Source organism: Pseudomonas sp. IT-P74, from assembly GCF_949768175.1.
In the GTDB taxonomy this organism is placed as follows: domain Bacteria; phylum Pseudomonadota; class Gammaproteobacteria; order Pseudomonadales; family Pseudomonadaceae; genus Aquipseudomonas.
This window is the reverse complement of the sequence record NZ_CATKQD010000005.1, coordinates 155,363-180,435: the sequence shown is the minus strand read 5'-3', so window position 1 is coordinate 180,435 and position 25,073 is coordinate 155,363. Positions and strand designations below refer to the sequence as shown.

Below are 25,073 nucleotides of genomic sequence, written 5' to 3'. Positions count from 1 at the left end.
GACGCCCACTCTTCATTCAGGCAGGCCAACCATGAACATTGAAAAACTCTCGGCATACATTGAAATGGAGGTGGGCAACCTCGGGGTGATGGCCTCGTTATCACGACATCAGCGGTTGCCGAGCGCCAACGAATCCTGGCTCGGCCCCACTCTGCTGGTGGAACGGATCGGTATGTTTCCCTCTTCCGGAGACATCCGCCGGCCGATGCTCGACCCCTATCCCCTCCTCGCTCATCTGAAAAGGCTTTACCGCGGGCAGGCGCTGGAAATCGATGACCGCGATGGGCTGAAAGTGATTTTCAGCGACTGGCGATTCCGGGTGCGCATTTGCTGCAACGACCCGGCCATCATCATCAACGTGGAGACCCGTTGTGCTACGCAACTGATGCCGCTTAAAACTGCAGAGCTGCTGAGTCAACTGGATCACTTCGAATCAGCTGCCCTGTAGGAGCAGCCGGTCGACGCTCGATTGCTCGCGAAAAACTCAATGACACCGCAGGTCTTCAGGATTCGCGCATTATCGTTGACGACCATCGCGAGCAAGCTCGCTCCTACAGGTGTCCTGTGCTGATACCCCGGTATTGCCACCGACGATCAGACGATAAAAGAAATCGGCGATCACGCGCCCTCCCGACTCCGGGAGAGGATGAATCTTGTCCGGGCCGATCATGGTGGCGGCATAACGCTTGAAGTCGGTACCAAACGCGCACTGCAGATTGGCGTAACCGAGGTGTTCCTTGCGTGCCCAGGGCTCCAGGACTTGCGCATAGGCCGACATCGGGTAAGCACTGGAGCGCGTCGTGTCCTGACGCACGATCAGGTTGATGCTCGCCGCCGGCTGAATCTCGCGGACCATCCCCACCAAACCTTGAATGTTCTTCAGGTACTGCTCGGGTTTCACGCCAAAACCCTGGTCGTTGCCACCCAGCATGATCAGGTAGATGTCGGCGGGAATCTTCGACACCACCGCCTTCCACTGCGCCTGCCAACGGTCATCACTGCGGTAGAAATCTGCGGACGCCGCACCGGACGCCGCGAGTTTGGATACCCGCACGCCGTCCTGTTCGTTGCTCATCCACAGGCCGAAGAGCGTTGGCGCGCCTTTCACCACTTCCAGCCGGAACGCCCAGTCTGTCGCTGCCGATGTGCCTGGCAGTGGCAGTTCCTGAACCCCTGAGCCTGCGAGCGTCAATGGCTGCCAGGTGTCTGACGGCGCAAAGCGGTAGCGAACCTCATTGGGCTCGCCATTACCGAGGTAGAGCAATTTCGCTTGGGTGACAGCCGTGTTGATGGCCGGTGTCGGGCTGGCATCGATCTCCAGCCAGGCGCCGGGCCGACCGGTAAGGGTGCGACTGTCGGGGCTGGCCTGGCCAAGGGCGGACACCTGCCAGTCACCGCCGAAGTACTTTTCGCTGCTGCGGGTGTATTTGAAGTGCGTGCCGCCCAGTGCCGCGCCGTGGTTGAAGCCGACATAGCCGGGGCCGGCGAAACCCGCCTCCCCGGCCAGCCGCTGCACCAGCTTGTTCAGATAGAAATCCTGTCCGGCGCTGTAGCTGTCGCCGATCACCGAGATGGACAGGACCTTCCCCGCCTTCCCTTCGCGCCACTGGCCAAACCGTTCGCGAGCGTCACCGACCTCAACCACTGACACCGCAACAGGCTGGACGTCATCGACTGCCAACATGCATCGCTTCCTTCACTCGGACAATCATCGGGTTTGTGGCACCGGGCCGACGTTTGCCGGCTGTTTTTTAGCCGCCGCGCGCTCCCCCAGGAACAACACGGAGGTGAAGTTGAATCGACTGAAAACCATCGATAGAACCACCGGCCCCAGCAAGCCACACGCCAAGCCACCGAGCACCAGAAGGCTTTCGTCCTTCACGCCCAAACGCCCCAGGACAAACCGCGAAGTGGCGGCAAACAACACATGGAACAGGAAAATCCCATAGGAATACCCACCGAGCCAGGTCAGCCACTTCGAGCGCATGTCACTGGACAGCAACGCAATGCAGGACACGCAACCCACGATCAAACCGATCAGGCTGCGGCGGTCGACGATCAACTCGCGATCAATCGCCGCCACGTACAGCAGCGTCAGCGAGATCAGCACAAACACCAACGGCCCGATCACCTTGAACCGCTGCTTCAACGCATCGACATTTTCCTGGCCAATCATCCCCGCCACAAAAAACGGCAGCAGGTAGATCGCGCCATTAATACCGAACGCATCGAGCTTGAACGGCGGCAGCAGAAACACCCCTGCCGCAAAGGCAAACAGCAGGTACAAGCGCGTCGCCGAACGCAGCAAACCACGCCACTCGAGCAAGCCGACGAACATGAAAATGATGAACACCGCCTGCAAAAACCAGAAGTGGTTGACCGGCACCCAGAACGACAACAACGCATCGATCACGCCGACGTCCTTGTTCACACCCGGCCCCACCGCCTGCAACACCGAGAACGGCACACCCACGCAGAACAGCGGCACGATCAGCCGTCGCACCTTGCCAGAGAAGAACGCCGAAAAGTCATTGCCGCGGATTTTGTAGATGGAGTAGATGTAGCCGGAGATAAAGGTGAACAGCGGCATGCGCACATACACCATCGAGTCGGCGATCACCCGGAACGGCGAGCCCAGGTCTATTTTCAAGCCGCCGCCCAACGGACCGATCACGTGATAGAGCACCAGCAGCAGGCACGCCAGGCCACGCAGGGTTTCGATCTCCAGGGACTTTTTCTTGCTCGACATAAAGCACCTGCCTCAATTCAGAATTCTTGATTCAACCTGCGCCGGCTTGTTGGCCCGCAACATCAATCCCAGGCCGACGAACAACACCGGCACCACCATCGAAAAGTGCCGGGCAAAGGAGCCGAAGTCCGGCTCGAACAGGCCTTGAACCAGCAGGAACGCCAGCGGAATCGCGATCAGTTCCTTGGGTTTGGTCTGGATCGGTGCGCCTTTGTAATCGGTCGAGGTGATGACCTTGAACAGCAGCAACGCGGTCATGATCATCAACGCCACGAAGATCACCTGGCCCGGCCCCGACAGCAGAATCAGCTCCACCGGGAACGACAGCCGAAAGAAAATGATCATCGAGTCCAGCGCCTGCGAGACAAAGTCGCTGCCGCTGAGCCACGAGACGATCAGCGACTTGGAACCCTCCTCACCCGCCGTGCGCAGTTCGTTGTTACTCGCGCGAATCGACGACACCGGAAACCCGAGCGCCACCTGGATCGCCATGGCGACCGCCAGGTAGAACAGGAACAGCATCAGGAAGAAGGTGAAGCGCGAGACATACTTCTTCATCACGCAGACGCCGACCCAGGACAGCGAAAACAGAATCCAGTAGGGGCGGATCAGCACGCCGTAGATCACCGCCGAGAAGAAAAATCCGCCGCGATATTTACGCGTCAACGAGCTGAGCAAAATACTCAACACCGCCACCGACACAATGATTTCCTTGGTCAGGTTTTCAAGGAAAAACGAGCGAACGATGCCCCACAGACACAGCGTGCCGAAAATCGCCAGCGGCATGCGCCGGAAGACCACCACCGGAATTGCCGTGAGGAAAAAATTGCAGAACATGCCGTAGGCCCAGGCATTGGTCAGATTGATCCCGGTGGGCCGCAGCAGGAACGCCGAACACTCATAGGAAGAGCGATCCGGCGAGAACGGGTTCCAGAAATTACAGTTGTCGGCACGGGCGTAGGACGACCACAAGGTCATGGCATCCGGACCTGGATCGCGGGGGATCAACAGCGGCATGGCCACCGACAGGAACAACCCGGTAAACAGGATCAGGAACGAAATCGAGGAATCGAGTTTCTTGCCGCGAAACTCGATGCACGGCAGCTTCAACCCCATGCCAAAGCCCCTTTCGGCCGGGTCACACGGGTCAACACGGCAATCACGCCGAGCTGCACGATGATCGCAAAGACGTTGCCCCAGGCAGCGCCATAAATCGAATAGTGCTTGATCAGCACGTAGCTGACGGGCACCGAAACCAGCAAGCAGATCGCCGCGCTGGCCAGTGACACCCGGCTGTTCTTCGAGGCAATCAGACCGCCCCATACGATGTCGCCAATGGCACGCAGGGCAAAGGAAAAAATCAGCACGCCGAGGATCGCGTTGTCCGGGCGAGGAACGCTCGTGGCGACGTAATCGAGCACGACATTGAAGAACAGATAAATCAGCACCGCCACCGCAGCGGACACCACCAGCGAGCGCATGACCCATTTGTTCACGAACAATTGCCGGACGGTGAACGGCTGTTGATCAGCCTGAAAACGCTTGGCGAGCACTGGAATGCCGACCACCGCCACCACCGCATAGGACAGTGCCTGCAAGGTATTGGCCGCCGACCAGGCGTACACGTATTTACCAAGGCTGGCGTAGGGTTCGATGTCGATGATCAGAAAGCGCTCGACGTACTGACTCAACGCGATCAAGCCTGTGCCGAGATAGAACGGCAACCCGGCCTTCCACACGGTTGCCGTGGCCAGCGTCCCGCTCACCCGGCCCTTGTGCACGTTCACCACAATCAGGTAACCGGCGACGATCACCAGCACGTTGGCCACAACCCACAACCACAGCACACTGGCGATCCCGGACACCCAGCCGAGCATCATCCCGCCCACCGCCAACAGCGCCCAGAGGCCGGTCTTGATGAAAAACAACAGCGCGCCGGCCGTGGCTTTCTGCGCGGAAAACACGAAGGAGTTGATTTCGAACGACAGGTGTTCGGTGAGCAAAACCAGGGTCACGCAGAGGATCAGCGTGGTCGTTGCCTCGACTGCCTGGAACAGCGAATAAACCAACACCGTCGCCACCGACAACAACAGCCCCACGGCCAGGTACAGCAGCAGGACCTTGTCGACGACCCGTCGCGAACTGCCACCGACGCTGATCAACCGATTGATTTCGGAACTGAAGCCAACGCTGTAGAACTTCGACGCAATCAACGAGGCGGCGACCACCACGCCGTAAAAGCCCAGCGCCTCATACCCGAGGAAATGGGTGATCGCCAGCACCAGCAAAAACTTCGCGCCCAATGCCCCGCCGCGAAGCAGTAGCCGAAATATCATCGAACGATACCTTTGATGATGTCGTCCATGGCCACGGTTTTTGCCTCGATCTCGCGGCACGTGTCAGTCAGGCGTTTGCCGAAACTGGACAAGGCGTTCGGTGCGTAGACCGTATTGATGATGGTGTCGACATCGATATCGCCGCCGTTGATCACCCAGTCTTCCACGCCCATGTCCTGATAGGCGCCGAAGCCTTTGCGCTCATAGCTGATGTGATACGCCGGAACGCCGGACAGCAGCGATTCGATGGCGCCGTGCAGGCGCACGGAAATCACCAGGTCCGGCTGATACTTGGCCAACGTCGCTTTCAATGGCAGCAGGTCTTCGGTAATGCCCAATTCGCGATAGAACGCACCGTCATCGTTGCCGCGAACGGCGCTCTGGACCGCGCAAACCACTTTGCTTTTATTCTTCAAGCGCTGCAGCAGCAACTTCAAGTTGGCCACGTAGGCGACCTTCTTTTCCTTGCTCCACTCCGGCGGCTTGCGCAGCACCACGCACACCGTTGCCGGCGATGACGCGCAACGGGTGAACTTGGGCTGCATGAGGATTTTGCTGGCCAATGACTGCACCGCCAGATCCGGCGCGCGGTAAACATTTTCACAAGCATCGAAAATCGCCGATGAGCGATTGTCACGCACGAACACCGCATCGGCGCTGGCGTAATGCTCGACGATCTTGCTGCTCTCACCGTGGAACGGCCCGATGCTTTGCGGCAGGTACACCGACGGCACTTTGCTGAGGATCGCCGTTTCCAGTTGCTTGGCGTGCCCCAGTTTCAACTTGATGTGTTCAAACGCGCTTTTGGAGCGCATGTAGCCGCCACCGACGCCGACGATCAAATCGGTTTTCTTCAACAGATCAGCGAGACCGGCGTAGGACTGGTTGAGGAACACCGCCTGCTTGACCCGCCCCAGCCCCTTGGCCGCCATGACCGGCGCGTCAAAACGCGGGTGCGGCAAGTAACTGAAGGACTCTGGATCGGAGGCCACGACACTGATCGAGGTGTCGTCACCAAAGTTTCGCTGCACCAGGGCAATGGCCAGATCCACGAGCAGACCGTCACCGGAGTTGGACGCACTGTAGCCATGCAAAATCGTTACGTTCATATGCTTGAGTTCTACTTAAAAAGTGGGGGCGCGATACAGGTCATAGGTCTGGCGGATCATCAACGCGGCGCTGAAGCGCTCGCGGACGATGCTGCGCCCTTCGCTGCCAAGGTCGAGCAACCGCGGCTTCTGGATTTTTGTCAGCACATCGGCCAGCGCCTGGTGATCCCCGCTGGGGAAGACGTAGCCGGACACCTCGTTGGAAACCAGTTCGGGCAGCGACGTGCAGTTGCTGGCAATCACCGGCAAGCCCATGGCCATGCCTTCGAGCGGCACCATGGCAAAGCCTTCCCAGCGACTCGGGACGATTAGCGCATCGGCTTTGCGGTACAGCGCCTGGACTTCGTCCGGCGTCACCCACGGCAGGTATTCAACCCCTTCCATCGGCGGGCACTCGACCGAACCCTCGTTCACGGCACTGCCCACCACCGTCAGTTTCAGGTCACTGCGCTGGACTTTGGCGAAAGCCTTGAGCAACACGTCGAAGCCTTTCTGATAATCGAGACGGCCGACGAAGAGCAGATGAATCGGCTCGGGACTGCTGGCTTTCGGCGCGTCATCCTTGTGATGAATGCCGTTGTAGATCAGCTTCATGCGCTTGCGCTCAATGCCGAACCGCGCGGCTTTGTCGAGCTCGTACTGGCTGACGCAGATGATCACGTCGGTGACCTTCTGCAATACCCGCTCGATCCACGCGTAGGCTTTTTGCTTGATCGGCGAGCTTTCCATCAGGAACGAAAAGGCATGGGGGCAGTAGACGATCTTCGGCTTGCGCCAGGGTCGCAACATTACGCACACGCAACGTCCGATCACGCCGGAAAAGGTGCTGTGCAAATGCACGATATCGGGTTTTTCCTTGAGCATCACCTGGGTCAGTCGCCAGGCGAAGCGCAGCAACGACGGCACATTGCGCCCGGTCCGGGCGAAGGTGCGGATCTGATGCCCGGCAATCCCGTGCAATTCCTTTTCCTGATCCTGCGGGACCAGATAGACCAGCTCATAGTTTGCCGCGTCGCCTTCGGGCGATGCCGAAATCGTGCGGATCACCGTCGCGACGCCACCTTTGATCGTCTCTGCCACGTGCAGTATTTTTTTCACAACTCACCCACTTCAAACATGAAAGGACAATCACTGACACTCAGGATTTGTCGGACGCGTATTCGTAGTTGTAATAGCCGCCAGTACCGTAACTGGCCGCGCGCTTCTCGACGCCGTTGAACACCGCGCCCTTCAACTCGATGCCGTTCTGGGCGAATCGACGAATCGTCAGCTCGATCTCTTTGGCCGGGTTGACCCCGAAGCGCGTGACAATCAGGCTGATCCCCGCATCGCGACCGACAATCGCCGCATCCGTCACCGCCAGCAGCGGTGGCGTGTCGATGATCACCACGTCATACCGCTCGCTGAGTTGCGCCAGCAGCTCACGAAAGTTGGCGTGCATCAGCAGCTCGGAAGGATTGGGCGGGACCTGCCCGCGACTGATGAAATGCAAGTTGTCGATTTCGACTTTATTGATCGCCTGCTCGATGCTGCAGCGCTTGACCAAGAGGTCCGACAAGCCATTGGTGATCGGTGTGTCCAGCGTCTTGTGCAGATGGCCTTTGCGCATGTCGGCATCGATCAGTACGACCCGCTGCCCGCTTAGCGCCATGACTGCCGCGAGGTTGGAAGAGACAAAGGTCTTGCCGACCTGCGGGCTAGGGCCGGAAATCATGATCCGGTTATTGGTCGAATCCAGCCCCGCAAAGTGCAGGCACGTGCGCAAACTGCGGATCGACTCGATGGACAGGTCCGTCGGGTTACGCAAGGCCAACAGATACGCCGGCTTGTCCGTCCCGTCCTTGGCACGAACTTTTTTACTGTCCTCTTCCTGTTGCAGCGCGCTGTATGGAATCGACGCGTACACCGGCAAACCGAGTTGCTCGATGGCCTCCGGACCTTCCAGGCCCCGGCTCAGGGACTTGCGCAGCAACACCAGCGCCACCCCGAAAAAAGCACCGAGGAAGGTGGCGATCAGCACGATCAGCGGCTTGCGTGGCTTGACCGGGTTGGTCAGGTCGACATCCGCGGTGTCGATCAAGCGCACATTGCCAACCGCCCCTGCCCGGACGATGTCCAGTTCCTGGGATTTGTTCAGCAGTTGCGTGTAGATCTGCGATGCCACTTCCACGTCGCGGGTCAGGTTCAGCAGTTCCTGTTGCGTCGCAGGCAGGTCCTGGGCCTTGCTCTCCAGCGCCTTCTGCTGCTGGGTCAATTCGCCGATCTGGGTCATCAGCGCGCGATACGCCGGATGCTGCCTGGTGAACTTGCGATCCATCTCCGCCTGTTGCATTTTCAGTTCGGAGATACGGGTGTCCAGACTGACGACCTGTTCGAGCACCGATTGGGTTTCGAGGGAAATGTTGACCGTCTTGCCACGGGTTTGATAACCGTTGAGTGCATCGCTGGCCTTGGCCAGGTCGCGTTTGACCTGCGGCAACTGGCCTTGCAGGAACGCCAGGCTCTGCGCCGCTTCCGCCGACGTGCGTTGCACGTTCTGCTGCACATACAACGAAGCGATTTTATTGAGGATTTTCACCGCCTCGGCCGCGTCGGTGCTGGCCAGGGCCAGACGAATAATCCCCGACTCCTTGCCTTGCTCGGAGATATCCAGCGCATCCTGGTAACTCTGGATGGTCACGATCCGTGGATTACGCACCACTTCGAAGCGGGTGCCAGGGTTCGCCGACAGCTGAGCGATCTGCCCCTCTACTTCGTCCTGTTTGAACGCTTCGCCAGCGACGCCCTCGACCAGCAAGTTGTCGTTTTCATCGAACAACCGGAATCGATGCTGCTCGCCGGCGATCAGCGTGAGTTTCTTGCCCAGCAGTGCTTTCGGCAGATTGAGCCGATTGATCTCCAGGCGCTCACCGCCCCAGGCGTAGCTGTTCAGGCCCAAACGCGGCGCCGCTACACTGAACTCGGTCTCGCCGCGATAACGTCGGGCGAGAAAACCGCCAATGAGCGGGAAGGTGTTGGGGGTGACGTCGATATCAAGGCGAAGATCATCGACCGTTTTGCCGATCACCGCGCGGGACTTGATGATGCCGATTTCGGTCACCGACGGCGATTGCCCGCCGAGCATGCTGTTGAGATCGGAAAACCCGAGCATGTCGTTCTTCTTCGGTTCGACCTGCACCAGCGCGTTCGCCAGGTACACGGGAGTCGCCAAAACCGCATAGGCAACGCCAGTCGCCATGAAGGCACCGGTGAGCGCGCCGATCAACCACTTCTGGTCGATCAAACTGCCAAATATGCCGAGAAGATCAATACTGTCTTGATCGTTGTCACGGGTGCCGATTACTGACGGTAACTGCATAAGTCTGTTCTTACCATTCACTGATCTGAAGAATATTCATCAATGTCCGAGGCGCTGCGCCCATGAGCTAACAGCATCTTCAATCAATGCATGGGCATGAATAAAGGCGGCCTTTCCTTGACGATACGGATCCTGTATTTCTCGCTCGCTCTGCCACTTGCCGAGCAGAAAAACTTTGCCCCTGGCATGAGAGGCAATCTTCAGCACTTGTTTTACATGCTCTTTTTCCATGACCAGAATCAAGTCTGATTCATTGACGATGTCCGGTGTAATTTGCCGCGCCTTAAACCCCTGGGCGTTGTGCCCGTGGTCTTCCAGAACCTGGAGGGCCGACGGTTCCATGGCCTCGCCAACCCGCGCGGCAAGGCCCGCCGAGGTCACCGTGATCGCTGAAGGGGCCAGCGCGTTACGCAGCAAAGTTTCTGCTGTCGGACTTCGGCAGATATTGCCCACGCAGACGACAAGGATCTTTCTGAACAAGGTTACTTTCCCGTGTAATATCAATATGCCAACATTTCGAGTGGGCTTTAGTGAACCCACAAGACCTTGCGGCACTGAGAAATAGATTCGCCCTGTTAATACAAGTGCATTAAGTACCACAGCCCCCAAAAGCCACCCAACCAGAATTACCGGACCAAAAATAACTGTGATTTTTCGGAACTCACTACCTGACAAAAAATAACATTCGTGCACTTCGCACCCTCGCGAGCATCGAAATAAAAGCAACAAGTCAACGATTGGAAAATGTCATTACCCGCCAGGAGAGCAGGCATGAAATCAGCACGTTTCAAACGGCTCACTGCCTCAACCCTGTTAATGCTGGGTGCAGCCAGTCAGGTTGACGCCAGTGACGTGTTCCCCGTACTTGCCGCCAACAAAACCATCGGTGTCCAGGTGAAGATCCAGACCTTCTCCCCCACCGACGCCGAGCAGATCAAGGCCGCGGGCTTCGGATTCGTGCGCTTTGGCGTCTGGACCAACAGCCTGGGCGGCGCGGCGTATCAAAAGCAGCTCAGCGATGCCTTCGCCGCGGCCAAATCCGCCGATCTGCCGGTACTGATGACCGTACGCTCGACCAAGGCGCTGACCTCCACCCCTGACAACACCAGCGAACTCGTTGCCGCGGGCGAATCGTTCGCCAGTTCGGTGAAGGGGCTGGAGAAGTCATACGCCGCGCAGCTCGTCGCGATTGAAATATGGAACGAACCGGACCTGGCGAAGTACTGGCCAACCCGAAATCTCGACACGACCTTTGTTCCGTTCATGAGTGCCGTGTGCAAGTCGCTGCAGGACAAACCGCAATCGACGCCGCTGATCGGCTTTGGCTTCGCCCGGCCACCGAGCGCCGGCACGACATCGGCATTGGCATTGAACAAAATCGTCAGTGAGTACCCCCATTGCCTGAGTGCGATCTCTTATCACCCCTATGGCATGTCCGGCGCGCAGATCAGCAAGACCCAGGCGTTTATTCAGCAAAACTTCCATCTACCGGGGGTCATCAGTGAGTGGGGCGCACCCTCACTGAGCTCAAACGGCGGGATCGAAGCGCAGGCCAGCAAAATCAGCACCTTCATCGCCGACGTCAAGAAGCTCGATATCCCGCTGACATCGATTTACGAGTGGAAAAACAGCGAAACGGGCAGCAATGATCGGGAGCAAAACTTCGGTTTGCTGACCTCCGACGGCCAGGCGAAACCGGCGAAAATGGCGGCCTCTACCCAATTGAATTCGCAGTAGGACATACGTCCACGGGATGCTGACGGTCAGTTGCCTGGAACCTGTGCCGCGTTTTGGCATCGTATTCATCGATACCAAGCCCCGCCTTTCAAACAATCGTTTTCAGGTTGTTGCCGCAGGGGCCGTCGATACACGTACACGCCCTTGAGTGGCTGTCAGCGCTCGGGTAATGTCATCAGACCCATAGGACAGAGCACGCCCATGACTTCCAAGCTGGAACAACTCAAACAAATGACCACCGTGGTTGCCGACACCGGCGACTTCGACGCTATCGCTCGCGTTAAACCCGTGGACGCCACCACCAACCCTTCCCTGTTGCTCAAGGCCGCGGCCATTCCTGCGTATGCCGAGCTGCTGAACGCCTGCGTCCATGACTGCAAGGGCGATGTGGGCCTGGCCAGCGACCGCTTTGGCGTGGCTGTGGGGCAAGAAATCCTGAAAGTGATCCCGGGCCGCATTTCCACCGAAGTGGATGCGCGCCTGTCGTTCGACACCGACGCCATGCTCAAGCGTGCCCATCGCCTGATCGAGCTGTACGACAAGGCCGGTATTGGCCGCGACCGCGTGCTGATCAAGATCGCCTCCACCTGGGAAGGCATCCGCGCTGCCGAGATCCTGGAAAAGGAAGGCATCCAGACCAACCTGACCCTGCTGTTCTCCTTTGCCCAGGCGGCCGCCTGCGCCGACGCCGGGGTGTTCCTGATTTCGCCGTTCGTGGGCCGCATCTACGACTGGTACAAGAAAGCCAACGGCAATGACTACACCGGCGCGGATGATCCGGGCGTGCAGTCAGTGACGCGCATCTACAACTACTACAAGGCCAATGACTACAAGACCGTGGTCATGGGGGCGAGCTTCCGCAACCTGGGTCAGATCGAACAACTGGCCGGTTGCGACCGGCTGACCATCAGCCCGGACCTGATCGACAAGCTGGCCGCGGATACCGGTAAGCTGGAGCGCAAACTGGTGCCAGGCCATGCCGGTGAAGCGCGCCTGAGCCTCAACGAATCGCAGTTCCGCTGGCTGTCCAACGAAGACGCGATGGCAACCGAAAAACTGGCTGAAGGCATTCGTCAATTCGCGCGGGATCAGGAGAAGCTCGAGGCGTTGTTGCAGGCCAAGCTGTGACCTGATCGGGAGTAATGCAAAAAGGGCGAACTTTCACAGGTTCGCCCTTTTTTGTATGTATTGGGTGACTGTCAGGACGCCATCGCGAGCAAGCTCGCTCCTACAAGGGATCAGTGGCGTTCGAGCGCATTCACCAGGTCATGGAAGGCTTCACGATTGGTGTCGTTCAGCCCCATGAGGATCTTGTGCGCTTCAAGCACCTTGATCCGCACCACTTCTTCGGACTGATCCTGATCTGGCAGGTCGTCCAGGCATTCCGGGCACGGCACCGGCTTATCAACGATGTTGAACACCTGCTCGAAGCCCATGGACTGCAACAGACGGGTGATGTCTTCATGGGTGGTGACGACGGTCGGCAGCAGGCCGACCTTCTGCCGCGACAGGATCGACAGTTTGGCCAGCAAGCCAAGCGTCGTGCTGTCGATGCTGCGGGTTTCGGTCAGATCGATCACGATCGCGTTGAAGTTCAACGCGCTGAAGATCCGCTCAATAGTCGCATCCAACGCCGAACACAGGGTCAGGCGAACTTCACCGACGAACTTCAGGACGAAGGTGCCATCCTGCTCGGCGAACTGGATTCTACCGGTACTCATCAAAGATTCCTGCTCAACACCAACAGGGCGATATCATCCGGCATCTCCCCTAGCGTGGCCAATCCAAAAACCTGCCGCAACCCATCCAGGGTGCCGCCCGCAGCTTTGACCCGTTGGGGCAACGCCGCCTCTTTTTCTTTGAGTGTGGGTTCTGGCAAAAGATCCAGAATGCCATCAGACATCAGCGTCAGGCTGAACGTCGGTGGCAGTTCCAGCACATGGTCCTCGTAGGTGGCTTCGTTGAAGAGGCCCACCGGCAGACCACGCCCTTCCAGATAACGAACACTGTCTGGCGTGTACAACACTGGCAACGGCAGATGACCACCGATGCTATAGGTCAACAAACCTGTCTCCTCGTCGATGACTCCACCGACCATTGTGACGTGTTTTCCCAGCTTACAACTGATCAGGCCCCGGTTGATATGACCAAGAACCTCTGAAGGCTTGAATTCCGGCAAGGTGCCGCTGCGCTTGGATTCGAACAGCAGGCGCGTGGTCATGAACTTCAACAGCACGGTGACGAAGGCTGAAGAGGCGCCGTGACCGGAAACATCCGCCAGGTAAAAGGCGACCCGGCGCTCGTCGACCCGGAAGTAGTCGACGAAATCACCCGACAGGTACAGCGACGGGATGATCTGGTGAGCAAACTTGAACTCGTCGATGGTCCAGGGGCTGACCGGCAGCATGTTCATCTGCACCTGGCGACCGGCGTTCTGGTCCTCCTGGAGCAGGTTCAGGCTGGCTTCGAGCTCGCGGTTGGCCTTCTCCAGCTTCTCGCGGTAGCGCTGGTTCTCCAGCAGCAGGCGCGCACGATCCAGGGCCCGACGCACGGAGTGCTCGAGCACGGCCAGATCTTCGAGAGGCTTGATCAGGTAGTCCGCCGCGCCCAGGCGCAGGGCTTCGACCGCGTCATTCATCACGCCGGCACCCGACACCACGATCACCGGGGTTTGCGGCGACAGCTCGGTCACCTGGCGAATGAGTTCGAGTCCGCCCATCTGCGGCATGCGCAGATCGCAGATGACCAAGTCGGGCTTGTCTTGCTCGAATACCTGAAGACCCTGCTGACCATTGCTGGCCTGCAAGACGCTGAAACCACTGTCTTCCAAATAGGCGGCGAGGCTCGCGCGCACTACTTCGTCATCATCGATTATCAGCAGCGTGGCACTGGTTTTTGGCATGTGGGCAAACGGCGCCAGAATTAGGTTGGCGTAGCAGGCGGGGACTTTGGCCCGGCGCTGACTACTGGATTCGCTTTCTAGCCTCTCTGTCGCACCGCTTTCGGGCATTTGCCCTACACACATGTACACCAGAGGTGCCCTTCTAAGGCGCAGACGGTACTCCCATCCGCGGGGCGTTTCAAGCTCACGCCGATGGTCGCTTGACGTCTTTATTTGTCAAATCACCGAGAGTTATAAGAACAGGCAAATCCGTAACCCAATGGAAGGTTCGAACCCATGAGTCAAACCGCTCGGGACTACAGCGAAAAGCGCGACCTCATCCGCATGCGGGGTCTTCGCAGACAAAAAAGGCGGCCTTGATGGCCGCCTTTTTCAGTTTACCGGTCGAGATCAGAAATCGTCTTCGACCTGACCGTCTTTCACCTTGAATTCACGGTTCTGCAAGTACGCATTACGGATGAAGGTGTACTTGTCGCCGGTGATCAGCTTCTCGCTCGACAGCAGGTTGGCGCGGGTATCGACGATATCCAGCGCGTAGAACGAGTTACGCACAGGCACGTCGTTTACGTAACGATAAGCACCGGTATAGCTGTCGACGTACTTGGACGGCGCATCACGCAAGGTGCTTGGCCCCAGCAGCGGCAGCATCAGGTAGGGGCCGCTGCCGACACCCCAGTAGCCCAGCGTCTGACCGAAGTCTTCGTCATTGCGCTGCAGGCCCATTTTGGTGCCGACATCGATGACGCCCAGCAAACCGAAAGTGGTGTTGAAGATGATTCGTGCGGTATCAACGCCTGCGGCGTGAGGTTTGGCCTGCAGGATATCGTTGGCCAGGTTGCGCACATCGCCGATGTTGCGGAAGAAGTTGTGAACGCCGTCTTCGACAAACTGCGGCGTCACGTACTGGTAGCCCTGGGCCAGGGGTTTGAGCGCATAGGTGTCGATCACGTCGTTGAACTTGTAAATCGGGCGGTTGACGCTTTCCCAAGGATCATCTTCCGTGGCTGCCTGGGCAACGAACGGAACCAGCATCGCACTGGCGCATACACAAATCCTGGCTAGATGATTGCTCCAGCGCATAGAAAAAAACTCCTTGGTTTGTACCGGCTCGGGCACTTGGCCCAGGCAATAAGTGGGCAAGTATAAGACGTAAACACCGTTTAACGCACTTTGCACGAGATCCACACAGACACAATCGTGCCAAATGTGAGGGATTCACATCCATGTCATTCAACTGTCACCGGCGCCCACTAGCCTTCTGGCTATTTCAGGGACGTCCACATGCCGCTCGCCGAAGCCTTGCCCCAAACCGCACCCAGCCTGACCGCCGTACTGTTCGGCCTCAGTGGCTGTCTGGTGGATTTCGGCGCGCATACGCACCGGCACGGCAGCCACTCGGCCGAACACGCCGAGGCCACACCCGGCGCACTGGATAGCCTGCGCAGCTTGCAGCGCCAGCAAATCCCCTGCGCCTGGCTCGATGAACTGCCCCCTGTCCTCAGCCAATCCCTGGCCGTGGCGCTGCCGGAATGGATCAAACCTTCGCAACATCCAGCAACAAACCAACCATGGCCCGCCCCGAATGCCTGCTGGCAAGCCTTGATGACCCTGAACGTCGAACGACTCGACGGCTGCGTACTGGTGAGCGGCGAACCCCGCTTGCTGCAAGCGGGGCTCAATGCCGGGTTGTGGACCATCGGCCTGGCGTCCTGCGGCTCGCTGTGCGGCCTGGCGCCCGAGCAATGGCAAGCCTTGACCCCGCAGGAGCGCGACATCAAACGCGCCAAGGCGACGATGCAACTGTTCGGTCTGGGCGTACATTCGGTGATCGATCACCTCGGTGAACTCGACACCTGCCTGGCGGATATCAACTTGCGTCGGCTCAAGGGCGAAAAGCCCTGATCGAGATCATGCACGTTGGGCGCGAGTGGATTAATCTAAAGGTCAGCCATCGACCTTTGGCGCGCCGCCTTGGCGTGCCGCCATGGTCTATGCCAGTGCCTATCGATAAAAGAAGGAAGAACGCCATGCCTGCCCGCGAACTGCAAGAACAGCTCAATGCCCTGCGCGAGCAATTGGAACAGAATCCTCCATTGTCTGAAGCCGAACGCGCCGAGCTACACGAACTGATGCAACAGATCGAGTTGAAGCTTGAGCTCGAAACCAAAACCCAGGATTCCAGCCTCGCCGATGGCGTCAACCTGGCCGTGGAACGCTTCGAACTCGAACACCCTACCCTTGCCGGCACCCTGCGCAACATCGGGCAGGCCTTGGCCAACATGGGGATCTGAACCCTCCTGAAGCAAAAAAGCCCTGCTATCGCCAGCAGGGCTTTTTCGTTTCTACGACTGACAATGCAAATCCCCTGTAGGAGCGAGCCTGCTCGCGATGAGGCCGGCACATCCAACATCAATGTTGCCTGACACTCAGCCATCGCGAGCAGGCTCGCTCCTACAATTGGATCTTCATTGACGGACCAGGCGATGGTTCGGCAGCTGCACCTCTTCAGTGCTGCGGTACGGGTTGATATCCAGCCCGCCACGCCGCACATAACGCGCATACACCGTCAGTTTCTCGGGCTTGAGCAACCGCTGCAGGTCGAGGAAGATCCGCTCGACACATTGTTCATGGAAATCCGAATGCTGGCGGAAGCTGACGATATACTCGAGCAGGCTTGCGTGATCCAGCGCCGCACCACGGTACTCCACCGCCACGCTGCCCCAGTCCGGCTGGCTGGTGACCGGGCAGTTGGACTTGAGCAAATGGCTGTGCACGCTCTCCTCGACAATGCGCGAATCATCGCAACGCAGCAGTTCCGGCCGTGGATGCTCGTAGTTGCTGACGCTGATATCCAACTCGTCGATGCACACGCCCGGCAAGGCCACGACGCCTTCGCTCTCGACATCCTTGAGGCTGCGAATGCGCACGCCCACCGGCTTGCCGGCAGCCGCCGACAAGTCCTTGGTCAGCGTCGCCTCAAGGCTCGCGGTATCGACAAACGGCGTCTGGTTCAGGGAGTTGAGGTACAGCTTGAACGACTTCGATTCGATGATGTTCGGCGAATCCGCCGGAATGCTGAATTCGCCGATCGCCACCACCGGCTTGCCCGACGGCAGCAACCAGGACAGCTCGAAGCAGTTCCAGAAGTCCACGCCTTTGTACGGCAGGGTTTGCGCCGTCAGGCCCAGTTCCGCCCACTTCGCGGTGCGCGGGATCGGGAATAGCAAGGACGGCGTGTAGGTGGCGATGTATTCGCTGGACTTGCCCAGCGGCGAGTGTTCGGCTGCGGGATGCATGGCGGAAACCTGACTGAAGAATCAGCGGATTCTATCAGCCTTTGCTCCCGCCTTTGAGTGCTTACTGACTGACAGTCACTTTGCCGACCATGCCGGCCTGGTAATGGCCGGGGATGTTGCAGGCAAATTCCAGGTTGGTGGCCTTGCTGAAGGTCCAGGTCAGCTCGGCGGTCTTGCCCGGCTCCACCAGCACGCTGTTGGGGTCGTCATGCTTCATGCCATGGTCCATTTTGCCGTGGTCCATGCCGGTCATGTTGCCGTGGTCCATTGCCTTCATGCCGGTGGGCGTCAGCATGCCGCTCTGTTGCATCTGCAACATTTCCTGCTGGTGTTTGGCGTGCATCGCCGCATCCCCCAGGTTGAACTCATGCAACAACTGGCCTTTATTGACCAGCACGAAACGCACGGTTTCCCCGGCCTTGATGTCGATAGCCTTCGGCGTGAAGGACATGTCGCCCATGACTAATTCGACGCTGCGGGTCGCCTTGGCCGCCGGGGCTGGCTGACCGAAATCGTAGCCATGCCCGGCGTCCGCCCACACCGGCGAGCTCAGCGCCAGCAAACACAGGATTTGCGTCACGGATTTGCGTAAAAACATCGTCATACTCCAACAAGATAAGGCTCAGCATGGGCAAAACTCTAAACTGCCGGCACTGCCCGCAACCTGACAGGCAGATTACAACTTTGTCAGGTTGCCCTGTGCCAATGCTTCCCACGGTATAAAGCGTTCGTTCCACTTGCCAAGAGTCGCCCATGAAACTGCTGATCGTCGAAGACCAACCGAAAACCGGCCATTACCTGCGCCAGGGCCTGGCCGAGGCCGGGTTCAACACCGAACTGGTGGCTGACGGCAACACCGGTCAGCAATTGGCCCTCAGCGGCGAATATGCCCTGCTGATTCTCGATGTGATGCTGCCGGGTCGTGATGGCTGGCAGATTCTGCAAGCGGTGCGCAGCGCCGGCCTGGACACGCCGGTACTTTTTCTGACCGCCCGTGATGCCGTGGAGGACAGGGTTTACGGCCTCGAACTGGGTGCCGATGACTATCTGGTCAAGCCATTTGCCTTCTCCGAGCTGTTGGCCCGGGTCCGCAGCCTCTTGCGTCGCGGCAGCGCCACGCCTCAGGAAACCAGCCTGCAATTGGCCGATTTGCGCCTGGACCTGATCCGTCGCCGGGTCGAACGCAGCGGCCAGCGTATCGACCTGACCGCCAAGGAGTTCGCCCTGCTGGAAATGCTCCTGCGCCGTCAGGGCGAAGTCCTGCCCAAGTCGCTGATTGCGTCCCAGGTCTGGGACATGAATTTCGACAGCGACACCAATGTCATCGAGGTGGCGATCCGTCGCCTGCGCCTGAAGATCGACGATGAATTCCCCAATAAGCTGATCCACACCGTGCGCGGCATGGGCTACGTCCTCGAAGAGCGCCCCGCCTGATGCGCCGCCTCTCCCTGAGCAGCCGCCTGGCCCTGCTGTTTGCGGCGTGCACCGCCGTGGTGTCGTTGTTCGCCGGGGTGCTGTTCAGCCGCGCCAGCGAGGCGCACTTCGTTGAGCTCGACCAGCAACTGCTGGATGGCAAGTTGATTGGCTTGCGTCGGGCCCTGCACGATCTTCAGTCGAGTGACAGTGGCGTGAAACTGGCCGAGGAATTGAGTCGGCAAGCTGGCCTGCCCCTGCGAATCACCGGCAGCGACGGCCAGCGCTGGTATGACAGCTCGACCAACATTCCCCAGGCATTGCCGCGCCAACCCGGATTGTCGACGGTGAGCCATGAAGGCACGGATTACCGCGTGCTGAATGCGCCGCTTTTCGCGGGCAAACCCGAATCACCGCAACTGACCCTGTTGCTGGACATCACCCACCACCAACACTTTCTGCAACGCATGCAGCATTTGATCTGGCTGACCGTCGGCCTGTCAGCCCTGGCCACCGCACTGCTGGGCGCCTGGGCGGCGCGCAGCGGCTTGCGCCCGTTACGGCGGATCAGCGCGGTGGCCAGCGGTGTTTCCGCGCAATCGCTGAACTCGCGGCTGCCTGAAGAAAACATGCCGCCGGAGCTGGCGGAAATGGCCCACAACTTCAACGCCATGCTCGGACGCCTCGACGACTCGTTTCAGCGCCTGTCCGCGTTCTCCGCCGACATTGCCCATGAACTGCGCACGCCATTGTCGAACCTGCTGACCCACACCCAGGTCACCCTCACCCGCCCTCGCCCCATCGAGGACTACCGCGAAGCCCTGCACAGCAACCTCGAAGAGCTGCAATGGATGGCGCAACTGGTCAACGACATGCTCTATCTGGCGAAAGCCGATCACGGCTTGTTAATGCCCAAATGCGAACCACTGGAACTGGCGGAGGAAGCGGATCTGCTGCTGGAGTTCTTTGCGCCATTGGCCGAGGACGCGCAGGTAAAACTGACTCGTGACGGCAATGCCCGCATCGAAGGTGACCGCAGCATGTTGCGCAGGGCGTTGTCGAACCTGCTGGACAACGCGCTGCGGTTCACGCCGGCCGATGGCGAGGTTCGGGTGCGAATCGTCGATCAGCCGAAAGAACTGCGCCTGACCGTTGAAAACACCGGCCAACAGATTGCCGAAGATCTATTGCCGCGCCTTTTTGACCGGTTTTACCGGGCCGATCCTGCGCGTCGTGAAGGCAGTAGCGAACATGCGGGACTGGGGCTGGCCATCACCCAGTCGATCATCCGCGCCCATGGCGGGCAGATTCGTTGTGAATCGGAGAATGGGTGGACGCGGTTTGTGATCGAGTTACCCAAGAAGGATTGATGCCAGCCGTTCCGGCCTCATCGCCAGCAGGCTAGCTCCCACATTGGATCTGCGCCGCTCCCCCCCTGTGGGAGCTAGCCTGCTAGCGATTGCGATCAAAAGGTTTACGAATATCTCAACGCATGAGCCGGCTCGATCTTCGCCGCTCGCCAGGCCGGGTAAACCGTGGCCAGGAAGCTCATGACAAAGCCCGCCGTGCAGATCAACGCCACATCCGCGCCTTGCAGTTCAGACGGCAGGTTGCTAACGAAATACACATCGGAACTGAAGATGTGCTGCCCACTGACCCGCTCGATCCAGCCCACGATCTGGCTGACGTTCAGCGCGGCAATCACGCCCAACACACCGCCGATCAAGGTGCCGACGATGCCGATCACCGTGCCCTGCACCACGAAGATCGCCATGATCTGCCGTGGCGTAGCGCCGATGGTGCGCAGGATCGCGATGTCCGCGCCCTTGTCGTTCACCACCATGATCAGGGTCGCGATGATGTTGAACGCCGCCACCGCGACGATCATCAGCAACAGCAGGCCGATCATGGTTTTTTCCATCTTCATCGCGCTGAACAGGCTGCCCTGGGTGTGGGTCCAGTCGTCAGCCTTGTAGGCGGCACCCAGCCCCGTGGCGATGTCGCTCGACACTTGCGGCGCGGCATACAGGTCCTTCACCGCCAGGCGCACGCTCTGCACCTGATTCGGCTCCCAGTGCTGCATTTGCGCGGCATCGGCCATGTGGATCAGCGCCATGGTGCCGTCCAGTTCGGCGCCCACCTTGAACACGCCGACCACATTCAGCCGCTGCATGCGCGGGGTGATGCCGCCCGGCGCATTGCTGACTTCCGGCACGATCAGGGTGATCTTGTCGCCGACATTCAAGCGGAAACGGCGCGCCGTGATCTCACCGATCACCACGCCGAATTCGCCCGGCTTCAGGGCTTCGAGGCTGCCTTGAACGATGTGCTTGGCGACGATCGACACCTGGCCTTCGAGCGCCGGGTCGACACCGCTGACCTGGATCGGCTGCATCGTGCCCTTGTAGGACAGCATGCCTTCCATCTCGGTGAACGGCACCGCCGCCGTCACTTCCGGGTTTTTCATCGCGGCCGCTGCCACGGGCTTCCAGTCATCAAGCGGATTGACGCCGACGATGGTGGCGTGGGGCACCATGCCGAGGATGCGCGAGCTCATTTCGCGCTGGAAGCCGTTCATCACCGACAACACCACGATCATCGCCAGCACGCCGAGGGCGAGGCCGATCATCGACGTCATCGAGATGAAGGAAACAAAGCGATTGCGGCGCTTGGCGCGGGTATAGCGCGTGCCGATAAAGATCGATAACGGTCTGAACATTCGCTGGGGCACCGTATATAAATAAAAGACCCGACGCCTTTTCAGACATCGGGTTTCAGCCAATCAGATAGGCGTGAGGCAACCTTCCTGCAAATGCAGGACGCGATCCATCTGGCGGGCCAGGTTCATGTCGTGGGTCACCACCAGGAACGCCGTGCGCATCGAGGTGCTGAGCTCCAGCATCAAGTCCTGGATCCCCTGGGCGGTGTGGGAATCGAGGTTGCCGGTCGGCTCGTCGAGCATCACCAGGCCCGGATTGTTCACCAGGGCGCGGGCGATGGCCACACGCTGACGCTCACCACCGGACAATTCGGCCGGCTTGTGCTCAAGGCGATGGCCCAGCCCTACCCGCTCCAGCAACGCCGTGGCACGCTTGCGCGCTTCAGGGATCGCGGTCTTGCCGATCAGCAGCGGCATGCAGACGTTTTCCAGGGCGGTGAATTCCGGCAGCAGGTGGTGGAACTGGTACACGAAGCCGAGGGCACGATTACGCAGCAGACCGCGTTTCTTCTCGCTCAGCGCCGACAGTTCTTCACCGTCGAGCCAGACGCTGCCCTTGGTGGGTGTATCGAGGCCGCCCAGCAGATTGAGCAAGGTACTTTTGCCCGAGCCCGACTTGCCGACAATCGCCACACGCTCTCCCGGGTGCAACTCCAGTTGCAGGCCGGCCAACACTTCCACCGATTCCGGGCCTTCCTCGTAGGACTTGCCCAGGCTGCGGCAGCTCAAGATTGCTTTATCACTCATGCCCGACTCACTCATAACGTAGCGCCTCCGCAGGCTGGGTGCGCGCGGCACGCCAGGCTGGATACAGGGTGGCGAGGAAACTCAGGACCAACGCCGCGGAGCAGACCATCACCACGTCCTGGCTCTGCACCTGCGACGGCAGGTAATCGATGAAGTACACGTCGGCGTTGAGGAACTTGTGCCCGATCAGGCCTTCGAGGGCCGAGATCGCGGCGCTGACGTTCAACGCGGCGAAGATCCCGACCACGGCGCCAATGGCCGTGCCGACCACGCCAATGACGGTGCCTTGCACCATGAACGTGCGCATGATCGTGCCCGGCGTGGCGCCCAGCGTACGCAGGATCGCGATGTCGCCCTTCTTGTCGTTCACCACCATCACCAGCGTGGAAATGATGTTGAACGCGGCGACCGCGACAATCAGCAGCAGCAACAGCCCGATCATGGCTTTTTCCATGCGGATCGCCTGGTACAGGTTGCCGTGGGTGCGGGTCCAGTCGCGGGCGTAGAAGCGGTCTTCACCGAGATCGCGGGCGATGCTCCACGCGGTGCGCGGTGCCTGGAACAAATCGTCGAACTTCAGGCGCAGGCCCTGGACCTGATCCGGTTTCCAGCGGTGCAGCCGGGCCAGATCCTGCAGGTTGGTGACGCCAAGATAGCCATCGAGCTCACCGGCGCCGACATGGAAGATGCCGACCACGGTAAAGCGCTTCATGCGTGGAAACATCCCGGCCGGGGTCACGGTGACTTCGGGCGCGACGAAGGTCAGCTTGTCGCCGATCACGGCACCGAGCTTGGCCGCGGCCTTGTCGCCGATGACGATGCCGAACTCGCCCGGCACCAGGTCGTCGAGTTTTCCCTGGGTCATGAATTGATCGATGATCGACACCTGGTGCTCTTGGGCAGGGTCGATGGCATTGAGCAGGACTTTCGAGACCTTGCCGTTGTTGGTCAGCAAGCCCTGCATCTGGGTAAACGGCGCCACGGCCGTCACCTGCGGGTTCTGCTTGACCTTGGCCGCAAGGCTTTGCCAATCGCTGATCGCCTCGCCGGACTCGATGGTCGCGTGGGGCACCATGCCCAGCACGCGGGTGCGCATCTCATGATCGAAGCCGTTCATCACCGACAGCACCACGATCATCACGACCACGCCAAGGGCGAGCCCGATCATCGAAGTCAGGGAAATGAATGACACAAAATGATTGCGACGCTTTGCACGGGTGTAACGCGTGCCGATAAATACGAAGAGAGGTCTGAACATGTCGGGGCTTGTTCGGAGGGAAAAGGAACGTCCTTGTGGCGGGGGTCGATAACCAGCTTTACACTCAGACCACCGCCGCTACCATGGGTTCGCCATGTCGACATTAGATGAAGAAGATCGCCGCGAATACTACCGTATCGAGGATACGATCGCACTGGAAATTCGGCCCCTGTCCGCTTCTGAAGCCGCAGGCCATGAAGTGTTGCAGGATGCTTCACCACTCTTCAACTTGCTCAGCGAACTGCACCTGAGCGAATTCGAGTCGCAACACCTGTTGCGCCAGATCAGCGAACGCGACCGCACGACCGCCGCATTCCTCAAATCCCAGAACAAACGCATCGATTTGCTGGGCCAGGTCGTCGCTCTGACAGTACTCGGGCAGATCGGCGAACCGCAACCGGTGATCATCTCCGAAGGCGGCATCGACTTTCAGCATCCCTCATCCCTTGCCATCGGCGCACGCCTGTCGGTCAAGCTGGTGCTGATGCCGCAAGCCCTGGGCCTGCTGCTGCGCGCCCGCGTCACCCATTGCGATCGCAAGGGCGATGGCTATGACATCGGTACCGAGTTCGAACACCTGACCGACGCCCAGCGCCAGCTGCTGGCCCGCCACATCTTGCAAAAGCAGGCCCAGGAACGACGCCTGGCCCGCGAACAACTCGAACCAGGCAATTAATTTAAGGAAGAACCGTGACCCTCATCTACGGCCATCGCGGCGCCAAGGGCGAAGCACCGGAAAACACCCTGATCAGCTTTCAGGAATGTCTCAAACACGGCGTGCGTCGCTGCGAACTGGACCTGCACCTGTCCATGGACGGCGAGTTGATGGTCATCCACGACCCGACCCTCAAGCGCACCACGGACCGCCGCGGCAAGGTCGTCGAACACACGGCGGCCGAGCTTGTGACGTATGACGCACGCAAGGGTGGCCCGGGCTGGATCAAGCCGTGCCCGATTCCGACGCTGGAAGAACTGTTCGAGAAGTGCGACTTCGATCACTGGCAGCTGGAAGTCAAAAGCGCATCGAGGATGCGTGCCGCGACCACCGTGCTGGCGATCCGTGAAATGGTGCAGCGTCATGGCCTGCTGGACAAGGTGACCATCACCTCGAGCTCCCGTGAAGTGCTCAAGGCCGCACTGGAACTGGTGCCGGACGTATCCCGCGGGCTGGTGGCGGAGTACGCCTGGCTCGACCCGCTGAAGGTCGCGGCCAGCTATGGCTGTGAGATCCTGGCGCTGAACTGGACCCTGTGCACGCCGGAACGCCTGCAAAGGGCGCAGCGTCAGGGGCTGCATGTGTCGGTGTGGACCGTCAACGAGCCCGCGCTGATGCGCAGGCTCGCCGACTTCGGCGTTGACAGCCTGATTACAGACTTTCCCGGTTTGGCCACTGCCACGCTCGAGAATTGCTGAAATCGGTCTCCCCGGCCGGCTCAGGCCACCGGCCGG

The 25,073-nt window shown here is 59.5% G+C and carries 25 protein-coding genes; 9 read left to right on the top strand and 16 right to left on the bottom strand.

The window, feature by feature from the left end; all coding sequences use genetic code 11:
• The first annotated feature begins 31 nt into the window (after positions 1-31).
• The gene (locus ACM6J5_RS05395; protein WP_414927968.1) at positions 32-448 is read left to right on the top strand and encodes a mannose-1-phosphate guanylyltransferase; all 417 of its coding nucleotides are present in this window, start codon (positions 32-34) and stop codon (positions 446-448) included.
• A 69-nt stretch (positions 449-517) separates the two neighbouring features.
• Here ACM6J5_RS05395 and ACM6J5_RS05390 read toward each other — a convergent pair whose 3' ends face one another.
• From ACM6J5_RS05390 to ACM6J5_RS05355, 8 genes are read right to left on the bottom strand one after another with little or no spacing between them, the layout of a single operon-like run.
• A complete protein-coding gene (locus ACM6J5_RS05390) occupies positions 518-1,684 on the bottom strand; it encodes an SGNH/GDSL hydrolase family protein (protein ID WP_414927967.1) in 1,167 nt (388 codons plus the stop codon).
• A 24-nt stretch (positions 1,685-1,708) separates the two neighbouring features.
• Positions 1,709-2,749: an acyltransferase family protein gene (locus ACM6J5_RS05385; RefSeq protein ID WP_095943329.1), complete on the bottom strand. Its 1,041-nt coding sequence runs from the start codon at positions 2,747-2,749 to the stop codon at positions 1,709-1,711.
• 12 nt (positions 2,750-2,761) lie between these two features.
• Positions 2,762-3,865 carry a hypothetical protein gene (locus tag ACM6J5_RS05380; RefSeq protein WP_095943328.1) on the bottom strand — a complete coding sequence of 368 codons (1,104 nt, stop codon included), beginning with the start codon at positions 3,863-3,865 and terminating at the stop codon, positions 2,762-2,764.
• Entirely contained in the window at positions 3,856-5,085 is a 1,230-nt protein-coding gene (locus ACM6J5_RS05375; RefSeq protein ID WP_095943327.1) for a polysaccharide biosynthesis C-terminal domain-containing protein, read from the bottom strand. Before ACM6J5_RS05375 ends, ACM6J5_RS05380 begins: the two co-directional genes overlap by 10 nt.
• Complete coding sequence (locus ACM6J5_RS05370) at positions 5,082-6,194, bottom strand: polysaccharide pyruvyl transferase family protein (protein WP_095943326.1); 1,113 nt, start codon at positions 6,192-6,194, stop codon at positions 5,082-5,084. The genes ACM6J5_RS05375 and ACM6J5_RS05370 overlap by 4 nt, the downstream gene beginning before the upstream one ends.
• Positions 6,195-6,209: 15 nt before the next feature.
• The gene (locus ACM6J5_RS05365; RefSeq protein ID WP_414927966.1) at positions 6,210-7,292 is read right to left on the bottom strand and encodes a glycosyltransferase family 4 protein; all 1,083 of its coding nucleotides are present in this window, start codon (positions 7,290-7,292) and stop codon (positions 6,210-6,212) included.
• Positions 7,293-7,332: 40 nt separating this feature from the next.
• Complete coding sequence (locus tag ACM6J5_RS05360; protein WP_414927965.1) at positions 7,333-9,552, bottom strand: polysaccharide biosynthesis tyrosine autokinase; 2,220 nt, start codon at positions 9,550-9,552, stop codon at positions 7,333-7,335.
• 39 nt (positions 9,553-9,591) lie between these two features.
• Positions 9,592-10,032 (bottom strand): low molecular weight protein-tyrosine-phosphatase, encoded by a 441-nt coding sequence (locus ACM6J5_RS05355; protein ID WP_046038070.1) that lies wholly within the window; start codon positions 10,030-10,032, stop codon positions 9,592-9,594.
• Between the two features lie 291 nt (positions 10,033-10,323).
• Here ACM6J5_RS05355 and ACM6J5_RS05350 point away from each other — a divergent pair, with 291 nt between their 5' ends.
• Positions 10,324-11,289 (top strand): glycosyl hydrolase family 5, encoded by a 966-nt coding sequence (locus tag ACM6J5_RS05350; RefSeq protein ID WP_414927964.1) that lies wholly within the window; start codon positions 10,324-10,326, stop codon positions 11,287-11,289.
• 201 nt (positions 11,290-11,490) lie between these two features.
• Positions 11,491-12,417 (top strand): transaldolase, encoded by a 927-nt coding sequence (gene tal, locus ACM6J5_RS05345; RefSeq protein WP_095943322.1) that lies wholly within the window; start codon positions 11,491-11,493, stop codon positions 12,415-12,417.
• 110 nt (positions 12,418-12,527) lie between these two features.
• Here tal and rssC read toward each other — a convergent pair whose 3' ends face one another.
• From rssC to ACM6J5_RS05330, 3 genes are all read right to left on the bottom strand, one after another.
• On the bottom strand, positions 12,528-13,010 hold the full coding sequence (gene rssC / locus ACM6J5_RS05340) for an anti-sigma factor antagonist RssC (RefSeq protein WP_007978612.1): 483 nt from the start codon (positions 13,008-13,010) through the stop codon (positions 12,528-12,530).
• The gene (rssB, locus tag ACM6J5_RS05335; RefSeq protein WP_032829882.1) at positions 13,010-14,191 is read right to left on the bottom strand and encodes a two-component system response regulator RssB; all 1,182 of its coding nucleotides are present in this window, start codon (positions 14,189-14,191) and stop codon (positions 13,010-13,012) included. The genes rssC and rssB overlap by 1 nt, the downstream gene beginning before the upstream one ends.
• A 390-nt stretch (positions 14,192-14,581) precedes the next feature.
• A complete protein-coding gene (locus tag ACM6J5_RS05330; protein ID WP_095943321.1) occupies positions 14,582-15,271 on the bottom strand; it encodes a VacJ family lipoprotein in 690 nt (229 codons plus the stop codon).
• Between the two features lie 201 nt (positions 15,272-15,472).
• Here ACM6J5_RS05330 and ACM6J5_RS05325 point away from each other — a divergent pair, with 201 nt between their 5' ends.
• Both ACM6J5_RS05325 and ACM6J5_RS05320 read left to right on the top strand, forming a co-directional pair.
• On the top strand, positions 15,473-16,093 hold the full coding sequence (locus ACM6J5_RS05325) for an HAD family phosphatase (RefSeq protein WP_414927963.1): 621 nt from the start codon (positions 15,473-15,475) through the stop codon (positions 16,091-16,093).
• 125 nt (positions 16,094-16,218) lie between these two features.
• Positions 16,219-16,482: a DUF4404 family protein gene (locus tag ACM6J5_RS05320; RefSeq protein WP_008053327.1), complete on the top strand. Its 264-nt coding sequence runs from the start codon at positions 16,219-16,221 to the stop codon at positions 16,480-16,482.
• A gap of 174 nt (positions 16,483-16,656) precedes the next feature.
• Here the strand turns inward: ACM6J5_RS05320 and queF are convergent, their stop codons facing one another.
• Both queF and ACM6J5_RS05310 read right to left on the bottom strand, forming a co-directional pair.
• Complete coding sequence (queF, locus tag ACM6J5_RS05315) at positions 16,657-17,487, bottom strand: NADPH-dependent 7-cyano-7-deazaguanine reductase QueF (RefSeq protein WP_414927962.1); 831 nt, start codon at positions 17,485-17,487, stop codon at positions 16,657-16,659.
• A 61-nt stretch (positions 17,488-17,548) separates the two neighbouring features.
• Complete coding sequence (locus tag ACM6J5_RS05310) at positions 17,549-18,085, bottom strand: plastocyanin/azurin family copper-binding protein (protein ID WP_095943318.1); 537 nt, start codon at positions 18,083-18,085, stop codon at positions 17,549-17,551.
• A gap of 155 nt (positions 18,086-18,240) precedes the next feature.
• Here ACM6J5_RS05310 and ACM6J5_RS05305 point away from each other — a divergent pair, with 155 nt between their 5' ends.
• Together ACM6J5_RS05305 and ACM6J5_RS05300 are read left to right on the top strand one after the other, a co-directional pair.
• A complete protein-coding gene (locus ACM6J5_RS05305; protein ID WP_095943317.1) occupies positions 18,241-18,921 on the top strand; it encodes a heavy metal response regulator transcription factor in 681 nt (226 codons plus the stop codon).
• Positions 18,921-20,270 (top strand): heavy metal sensor histidine kinase, encoded by a 1,350-nt coding sequence (locus ACM6J5_RS05300; RefSeq protein ID WP_414927961.1) that lies wholly within the window; start codon positions 18,921-18,923, stop codon positions 20,268-20,270. Before ACM6J5_RS05305 ends, ACM6J5_RS05300 begins: the two co-directional genes overlap by 1 nt.
• Positions 20,271-20,374: 104 nt before the next feature.
• On the opposite strand, the gene ACM6J5_RS05295 is transcribed toward ACM6J5_RS05300, so the two are convergent.
• The 3 genes from ACM6J5_RS05295 to ACM6J5_RS05285 form a co-directional block, all read right to left on the bottom strand.
• A complete protein-coding gene (locus ACM6J5_RS05295) occupies positions 20,375-21,619 on the bottom strand; it encodes a lipoprotein-releasing ABC transporter permease subunit (RefSeq protein WP_095943314.1) in 1,245 nt (414 codons plus the stop codon).
• A 63-nt stretch (positions 21,620-21,682) separates the two neighbouring features.
• Positions 21,683-22,366, bottom strand: a complete 684-nt coding sequence (lolD, locus tag ACM6J5_RS05290) for a lipoprotein-releasing ABC transporter ATP-binding protein LolD (RefSeq protein WP_162831855.1) — start codon at positions 22,364-22,366, stop codon at positions 21,683-21,685.
• 7 nt (positions 22,367-22,373) lie between these two features.
• Entirely contained in the window at positions 22,374-23,624 is a 1,251-nt protein-coding gene (locus ACM6J5_RS05285) for a lipoprotein-releasing ABC transporter permease subunit (RefSeq protein ID WP_414927960.1), read from the bottom strand.
• A 94-nt stretch (positions 23,625-23,718) separates the two neighbouring features.
• On the opposite strand from ACM6J5_RS05285, the gene ACM6J5_RS05280 reads away from it, so the two are divergent.
• On the top strand, positions 23,719-24,300 hold the full coding sequence (locus ACM6J5_RS05280; protein WP_414927959.1) for a PilZ domain-containing protein: 582 nt from the start codon (positions 23,719-23,721) through the stop codon (positions 24,298-24,300).
• A 14-nt stretch (positions 24,301-24,314) separates the two neighbouring features.
• Positions 24,315-25,037, top strand: a complete 723-nt coding sequence (locus ACM6J5_RS05275) for a glycerophosphodiester phosphodiesterase (RefSeq protein ID WP_414927958.1) — start codon at positions 24,315-24,317, stop codon at positions 25,035-25,037.
• The last annotated feature ends 36 nt before the right edge of the window (positions 25,038-25,073 follow it).